Consider the following 5985-nt stretch of genomic DNA (forward strand, 5'->3'; position numbering starts at 1 on the left):
TCTCTTTGGTAAAGGCAAAACCGAGCTAAGTTGTTTTTTGCCATTTACTAAATTTTTCTCACTAAATTTAGGCAAAAAATTTATGCAAATTCGACCCTTTTGCCAAAAAAGTGAGGCGTTTAGTATCGCTGGACCACTTATGCCCCTGTGTGTAAAAAGCACGTCGCCACTAAATTTACGGCTCTCGTTTTTGCCATTTATCTCCACGTCCGCACTTAGACTAACGCCGCTAAGCTCTTTAAACCAAAACTCATCTTTTTGCACGCTAAAGCCAACAAGAGCAGGGGCAGGCATTGAGAGCTCAAGGCCAAACTCACTTGCTATCTTGTAGCCAATATCGCTTGCGCCAAGGGCTTTGTAGCTTAGTCCGCCACTTGCGATAACTAAATTTCTAGCTCTAAATTTCTCATTTTTTGTCAAAATTTCAAAAATTTTATCTACTTTTTTAGCGCCGATAACCTCTTTGTTATAAAAAATCTCTGCATTTTGCCTTTTTAAAAGCAGGCTCAAAACGCTCTTTGCACCGCTATCACAGAAAAATTGATTTTGCTTTTGCTCGCTAAATTTAAGCTCACTAAAAAATCTCAAAACCTGATCTGGGCTTAGTATTTTTAAAATTTGCTCTATAAATTTTTGCTCGCCAAGGTAGTTTTTAGCGCTTACAAAGCGGTTTGTGATGTTGCATCTGCCGCCACCGCTTGCTAAGATCTTTTTGCCAGCGCTGCTGTTTTTCTCTAAAATGGCAACCTTTTTGCCCTTTAAATTTGCCCCTAAAAAGAGCCCGCTAGCGCCAGCGCCAACGATGATGACGTCGTAGATCAAAACTTCAAGCTCTCTTTTAAAGCCGTCTCGCTTGTTAGGCGAGAGTCAAATTTGATCACTTGATTTTTCTCGTTTTTGTAATAATCAACCACGCCTTTTTGGCTATTTAGAAGCTCTAAATTTAAGCTCGCTTCTGGGCTTAGGTAGATGTTTTTAAAGATTCTTGGATCGCTTAGGCTAAATAGCAAAACAAGCCAGATCACGCAAAGCACCACGCAGACGATGGCAAGCACTTTAAAACCAAAAGCGTGCATGATGTATCCGCCAAACGCGCCTCCAACGAAGCTGCCAAAGTAGCCAAATGAGTTAAAGATGCCAAGAGCGGTGCCTTTTTGTGAGGATTTTACAAATTTTGTCGCGGTTGATTGCATGATTGGCTCGTGAAGGTTAAAACCTATAAAAAATATCGCGATGCCAAGCACAAAGACAAAGAGTGTAAAGCTAAAGGCAAAAATGGTGTAGGTTATGGCAAAAAGCAGCGTACCTGCTATCAAGATGACCTTGCTAAGCCCCTTGCCATCGCCCAAAGCGCCAGCTACCCCCATAGCCAAAAAACCAAGCACAGCGCCAAGCGTATAGACCTTGTAAAGCTCGCTGCTCTCATAGCCATACTCTCTTACCAAAACGATCGGGATCACTAAAAATGCGATGCTTGTGAGCATCTTTTGCATGAAAGAGGTGAAATTTATGATCATATAGTCTTTTTGTAAAAATAGCTTGCCAAATGGCACCTTCTGGGCCTTTGCGCTCACTTTTATCTCTTTTGGCACGACGGTGTAGAGCAGCACGACGCAAAGCAAGCTAAGTGCGGCGCTTAGATAAAAGAGGCTTGAAAGCCCGTAGTCTTTGGCAAGTAGTGGTCCAAGCACCATCGAAAGCGTGAAGCTAAGCCCTATAAAAGCGCCCATTATCGCCATGGCTTTTGAGCGATTTTCTTCAACCACAAAGTCGCTTATCATCGCTGTTGCCACGGCTCCTACAGCCCCCACACCTTGTAAAAACCTGCCAAATAGCATCGTGTAAATTTCACTTGCTAGAGCGCAGACGATAGAGCCAACCACAAAGATCAAAAGCCCGATGGTTAGCGCTTTTTTGCGGCCGATCTTATCTGAAAGAGCGCCAAAAGGCACTTGAAATATCATCTGTGAGATCGCATAGACGCCTACTATTAGCCCAACTAAAAATTCGTTTGCGCCCTCTAAATTTAGGGCATAAAGGCTAAGCACCGGCAGGACTATAAAAAGCCCAAAAAACCTGCTAGCTACGATAAAAGATAGTGGCAAAACGCTTTTTAACATAAATTTTCCCTTATTTTTAAAAGGACTAAGTTTATCATTTTAACACTAATTTAAATTTAAAAATTTAATCTACTTTTTTGTAAAATACGCCCAAAAATCAAGGAGTTTTGCGATGAAAATCGTGCTTGCGACATCAAATTTAGACAAAGTAAAAGAGATAAAAGAGTTTTTAAAAGGCTATGAAATTTACGCACTAAGCGAGGTTGTAAAGCCATTTGAGATCGTTGAAGATGGTAGCACTTTTCAGCAAAATGCGCTCATAAAGTCAAGAGCCGTCTTTGCAAAGCTTAAAGATCAGGGGCTTGAGGGCGAATTTATCTCACTTAGCGATGATAGTGGTATCAGCGTGGATGCGCTTGATGGCGAGCCAGGGATCTACTCAGCTCGCTACTTTGACCTTGATGAAAATGGCAAAGTGCGCGGCAAAAACGCAAATGACGCAAACAATAGAGCAAAGTTAATTAGCAATCTAAAGGCGTTAAATTTAAAGAGCTCACTAGCTCACTACACCGCTTGTATCGCCATTAGCTCAAAATTTGGAGATTACACGACGCATGGCTTTATGTATGGCGAAGCGATAGACGAGGAGCGCGGCATAAACGGCTTTGGCTACGACGCACTTTTTATCCCAAATGGCTTTACTAGGACGCTTGGCGAGCTAGATAACGAGACAAAGCTTAAAATTTCTCACCGCTCAAAGGGGCTGGAACTTGCAAATTTTGTGCTAAAAAGTCTAAAGAAAAACTACAAATAAGACTATTTTATGAAGAAAATTTTACTTTTTATATTTTTTACTTTTGGCATTTTGGTGGCGAGCGAGTATATGGCACTTGAGCATAAAAGCATAGTTTATAAGGACGAAAATGGCAACGGAAAGATCGACTACATCGCACTTTTTAAGGCAACGGACGAGCTATATATCTATGCAAGAGCATATCCTTTGAAATTTAAAGACGAAGAGCAAAAGAAGGTGGCGTTTAGTGATCTTTTAAAGGTTGAGAAAATTTTTGACTTTATGGATAGTGAGGGCTTTAGCAAGAGCTTAGGCTGGCAAGAGGCTTGGTATTTTAAAATTTGCCAAGCTAGGATCCACGTGATGAAGCATAACTTTGACGTGCAGGGCGAGGCTAAAAAGGCGGATGAAATTTATGGCGAGCTTATAAATTTGATGCCAAATAATGGGGAAATTTATGCTGAATTTGCTGATTTTTTAGCAAATTCTAACCGCTTAGAGCTTGCAGAGCAAAACTACGATAAAGCTCTAAATTTAGGCGTGAAAAGGGCAAATTTAGGCCTTGCGCTAGTAAAGCTTGCTAAGATGGATCAAAAAGGCGCGCTGCCATACTTAGAAGAGTATCTAAAAAGCTACGCAGACGATGAGTTTGCCAAGATGCTAGCAAGCTCTATAAAAGAGGGCACGCTAAAGGTAGAGCCCTAGTTAAGCTCCTTTAGCCCCTTCTTTGCGCGCTCCAATAGATCAAGGGCGCGAGGGTTTTGCTCCTTGCCTTTTAAAATTTCAAATACTTCTTTGTAGTTTTTGGCAGCTTCGTCCTTTTGTTCAAGCTTTACTAGGTCGTTAGCGACTTCTATTAACAGCTCTGATCGCACAAGCTCGTTGCCACTTAACTCTGGTGTGATATCAAGCAAATTTAACGCTAAAATGTGCTTGTCGTAGGCATTTGCAAAGTCATTTTTCATGTAGTAGGCGTTACCGATGGACTTTATGCAAAGCAGCTCGTCGCGCATTGGGGTATTTGGCGTGACGTCATAAATTTTTTGAGCTTCTTGAAAATTAGCAAGCGCTTCGTCATATTTGCCTAGCATCTTTTCTGCTGCGCCTATGTTTTGATAAGAGCGCGCTAGCAGCAGTTTGTCGCTAACGTTTGCCGCAAGCTCTAGGGCTCTTTGTGAGAGCTCTAGCGCCCTTTGTGGCTCTTTATTTACCATGCAAATGCTAGCGCCATTTATGAGCGAAGTGATCGCCTGCTCGGTGTTGCCCTCTTTTAAGCAGACATCAGTCGCTTGCTCAGCTAAATTTATGGCTCTCTCCAAATTTCTATCACTTTTATAAAACTCATTTACGCTCTCTTGCACCAGCTCGTCGCAGCTACTTGCAAAGAGGCAAATAGGCGCTAAAAATGGCAAAATTTTCTTCATCTTTTTACCTTTAAAATTTGGCTCATTTTACCTTTTGAAGCTAGAAATTTATATTAACTTTGCTAAAATCACTAAAATTTTAAGGAGCCAAAAATGTCAAATATCTTAATCATCGGAGCAGGCGGAGTTAGCCAAGTCGCAACCGTAAAATGTGTGATGAACTCGGACGTTTTTACAAATATCACCCTTGCAAGCCGCACAAAAAGCAAGTGCGACGCGATCGCTAAATTTATAAAAGATCGCCTTGGCGTGCAGATAAACACCGCGCAAATCGACGCTGACGACACAGCGGCCGTGGTGGAGCTCATCAAACAAACAAAGGCTGATTTGCTTCTAAACGTCGCGCTGCCATATCAAGACCTAACTCTCATGGACGCTTGCGTAAAGGCTGGCATACCTTACATCGACACCGCAAACTACGAGCACCCAGACACCGCAAAATTTGAGTACAAGCTTCAGTGGGCGAAGGATGGTGACTTCAAAAACGCTGGCACCATGGCGCTTCTTGGCTCTGGCTTTGACCCAGGCGTGACAAACGTATTTTGCGCCTATGCACAGCAAAATTTATTTGACGAGATCCACGAGATCGACATCCTTGACTGCAACGCTGGCGATCATGGATATGCTTTTGCGACAAATTTTAACCCAGAGATAAATTTACGCGAAGTTAGCGCAAATGGCCGCTACTGGGAGGCTGGCAAATGGATCGAGACAAAGCCTATGCAGATCATGTTTAAGTGGGACTACCCAAAAGTTGGCGTCAAGGACAGCTACCTGCTCTATCACGAGGAGCTAGAAAGTTTAGTTAAAAACATCAAAGGACTAAAGAGAATTCGCTTTTTCATGACCTTTGGACAAAGCTATCTAACCCACATGAAGTGCCTAGAAAACGTGGGAATGCTCCGCATAGACGAGGTCGAGCACAACGGCATGAAAATCGTGCCGATCCAGTTTTTAAAGACGCTTCTGCCTGACCCTGCAAGTCTTGGTCCTCGCACAAGAGGTAAAACAAACATCGGCTGCGTGATACGTGGCTTAAAAGATGGCAAAGGGCGCCAAGTCTATATCTACAACGTCTGCGACCACGAGGCTTGCTACGCTGAGACAGGCGCGCAGGCTGTTAGCTACACCACGGGCGTGCCAGCGATGATCGGCTCGCTAATGGTCGCAAAAGGCATTTGGAGTGGCAAAGGCGTCTTTAATATGGAGAATTTTGACGCAAAACCTTTCATGGACGAGCTAAATAAGCAGGGGCTGCCGTGGGAGATGATAGAGATGAAGCCAGGCGAGAGATACGAAGTTTAAAATTTAGACTTATTAGGCTTGTCTTTTTCTACTTATACTTCGTTGGTTTTAAATTTTGCTCGGTCATTACCCAGTCGGTAACTCCAGTCACAAAATTTAAAACCGCCTCGTCTAAGCGAAAAATACTTCGCCTTATTTTGTTAATTTTAACTTTTAGAAAATTTACCTCTCCTATTTTGTCACGAGCTTATCCCTTTCACAACTCTTTTACAAATTTTCAAATATAATAAAGCCAAAATTTAAAAGGAAATTTCAGTGCTACCGATAGAAAATTTATACATTTTAGTGGCAGCTCTTGCGCTTGTTTGCGTTATCTTGGTAGCTTTTTTGATAAATGCAAATTTGAAAAATGCAAAACAAAGAGAAGCTTTAGAAAATTTACAAGATGAGCTAAAAGATAGCG

General features: G+C 42.2%; 6 protein-coding genes. 3 read left to right on the plus strand and 3 right to left on the minus strand.

Going from position 1 to position 5985, the window contains the following annotated elements:
- Positions 1–822: aminoacetone oxidase family FAD-binding enzyme (locus tag CYP77_RS04765; RefSeq protein WP_103566771.1), on the minus strand; the 822-nt coding region annotated here is incomplete at its 3' end.
- On the minus strand, positions 819–2120 hold the full coding sequence (locus tag CYP77_RS04770; protein ID WP_103566773.1) for an MFS transporter: 1302 nt from the start codon (positions 2118–2120) through the stop codon (positions 819–821). The genes CYP77_RS04770 and CYP77_RS04765, both read right to left, overlap by 4 nt.
- Positions 2121–2232: 112 nt before the next feature.
- Here CYP77_RS04770 and CYP77_RS04775 point away from each other — a divergent pair, with 112 nt between their 5' ends.
- Positions 2233–2874 (plus strand): non-canonical purine NTP pyrophosphatase, encoded by a 642-nt coding sequence (locus CYP77_RS04775; RefSeq protein WP_103566776.1) that lies wholly within the window; start codon positions 2233–2235, stop codon positions 2872–2874.
- A 9-nt stretch (positions 2875–2883) separates the two neighbouring features.
- The gene (locus CYP77_RS04780) at positions 2884–3558 is read left to right on the plus strand and encodes a tetratricopeptide repeat protein (RefSeq protein ID WP_103566779.1); all 675 of its coding nucleotides are present in this window, start codon (positions 2884–2886) and stop codon (positions 3556–3558) included.
- On the opposite strand, the gene CYP77_RS04785 is transcribed toward CYP77_RS04780, so the two are convergent.
- Positions 3555–4277: a tetratricopeptide repeat protein gene (locus CYP77_RS04785; protein WP_103566782.1), complete on the minus strand. Its 723-nt coding sequence runs from the start codon at positions 4275–4277 to the stop codon at positions 3555–3557. The genes CYP77_RS04780 and CYP77_RS04785 overlap by 4 nt on opposite strands.
- A gap of 93 nt (positions 4278–4370) precedes the next feature.
- Here CYP77_RS04785 and CYP77_RS04790 point away from each other — a divergent pair, with 93 nt between their 5' ends.
- Positions 4371–5582, plus strand: coding sequence for a saccharopine dehydrogenase family protein (locus CYP77_RS04790; protein ID WP_103566784.1), 1212 nt, complete (start codon positions 4371–4373; stop codon positions 5580–5582).
- Positions 5583–5985 lie beyond the last annotated feature (403 nt).

It is taken from the genome of Campylobacter concisus (assembly GCF_002913865.1).
GTDB lineage: Bacteria > Campylobacterota > Campylobacteria > Campylobacterales > Campylobacteraceae > Campylobacter_A > Campylobacter_A concisus_AM.

Bases quoted from the DNA above. Each gene is read 5' to 3' on its own strand.
- CYP77_RS04780 (WP_103566779.1), top strand. From the start codon at position 2,884: ATGAAGAAAATTTTACTTTTTATATTTTTTACTTTTGGCATTTTGGTG.
- CYP77_RS04785 (WP_103566782.1), bottom strand. From the start codon at position 4,277: ATGAAGAAAATTTTGCCATTTTTAGCGCCTATTTGCCTCTTTGCAAGT.
- CYP77_RS04775 (WP_103566776.1), top strand. From the start codon at position 2,233: ATGAAAATCGTGCTTGCGACATCAAATTTAGACAAAGTAAAAGAGATA.
- CYP77_RS04770 (WP_103566773.1), bottom strand. From the start codon at position 2,120: ATGTTAAAAAGCGTTTTGCCACTATCTTTTATCGTAGCTAGCAGGTTT.
- CYP77_RS04790 (WP_103566784.1), top strand. From the start codon at position 4,371: ATGTCAAATATCTTAATCATCGGAGCAGGCGGAGTTAGCCAAGTCGCA.